The 1,015-nt window shown below is 37.5% G+C and carries 1 protein-coding gene; it reads left to right on the forward strand.

The annotated features are described in order from the left end of the window. The coding region (locus tag PX484_RS14250; protein ID WP_288104363.1) for an ABC1 kinase family protein at positions 1-1,015 on the forward strand (1,015 nt) is incomplete at both ends.

The raw sequence follows: 1,015 nt of genomic DNA on the forward strand, positions 1-1,015 counted from the left end.
GGACCAACTTTTATTAAAATTGGACAATCTTTATCGACGCGAGCAGATTTAATTCCGCTCGAATATATCGAACAATTAACCCAATTACAGGATCGAGTTCCCGAATTTAATAGTCAAGAAGCGATCCGAGTTATTGAAACAGAATTAGGACAACCCCTAGATAATTTATTTGCAAGTTTTAGCGTTTCTCCCCTCGCTTGTGCCAGTTTAGGACAAGTGCATAGAGCGCGGTTATTAAGTGGGGAAGAGGTCGTTATTAAGGTACAAAGACCAAATCTAGAAGGACTATTTAATCTCGATTTTGAAGTGTTGCATCGTCTCACCCGTTGGTTAAATATTTTCTCCGTGGTGAAAAAATATAATTTAGAAGCTATTTACCAAGAATTCTTTGAACTACTCTTTCAAGAAATCGATTATATTCATGAGGGCAAAAATGCTGATCGCTTTCGGGAAAATTTTAAGAATTATCCCCAAGTAAAAGTTCCTTTAGTTTACTGGCAATATACCACCCGCAAGGTATTAACTTTGGAGTATGTACCGGGGATTAAAGTCGATGATCGAGAGACTTTAATAGCTAATGGTATTAACGTCGATGGTATTATTCAACTGGGAATCTGTTCCTATCTCAAACAACTATTACAGGATGGTTTTTTCCAATCGGATCCCCATCCGGGTAATATGGCAGTTAGTCAGGAAGGGGAGTTAATTTTCTACGATTTCGGCACGATGTTCGAGTTAAAGTCCGTCGCTAAAGATCAAATGATTGAAACCTTTTTTGCTATCTTAAGAAAGGATACGGAAACAGTCTTAAAAACTCTCGTGTATATGGGGTTAATTGAACCCGTTAGAGATCTGCAACCTGTGCGAAATATCTTGCAGTTTCTTTTAGATGAATTTCGCGATAAACCGGTAGATGTGAGGGTCTTTGAACAAATTAGCGATCAAGTGTATTTAATGTTTAAACAGCAACCTTTTCGCTTACCTCCCCAAATGACTTTTATTATTAAATCTGTCA

This window comes from Microcystis sp. M49636_WE2, assembly GCF_030065375.1.
Taxonomy (GTDB): Bacteria; Cyanobacteriota; Cyanobacteriia; order Cyanobacteriales; family Microcystaceae; genus Microcystis; species Microcystis aeruginosa_C.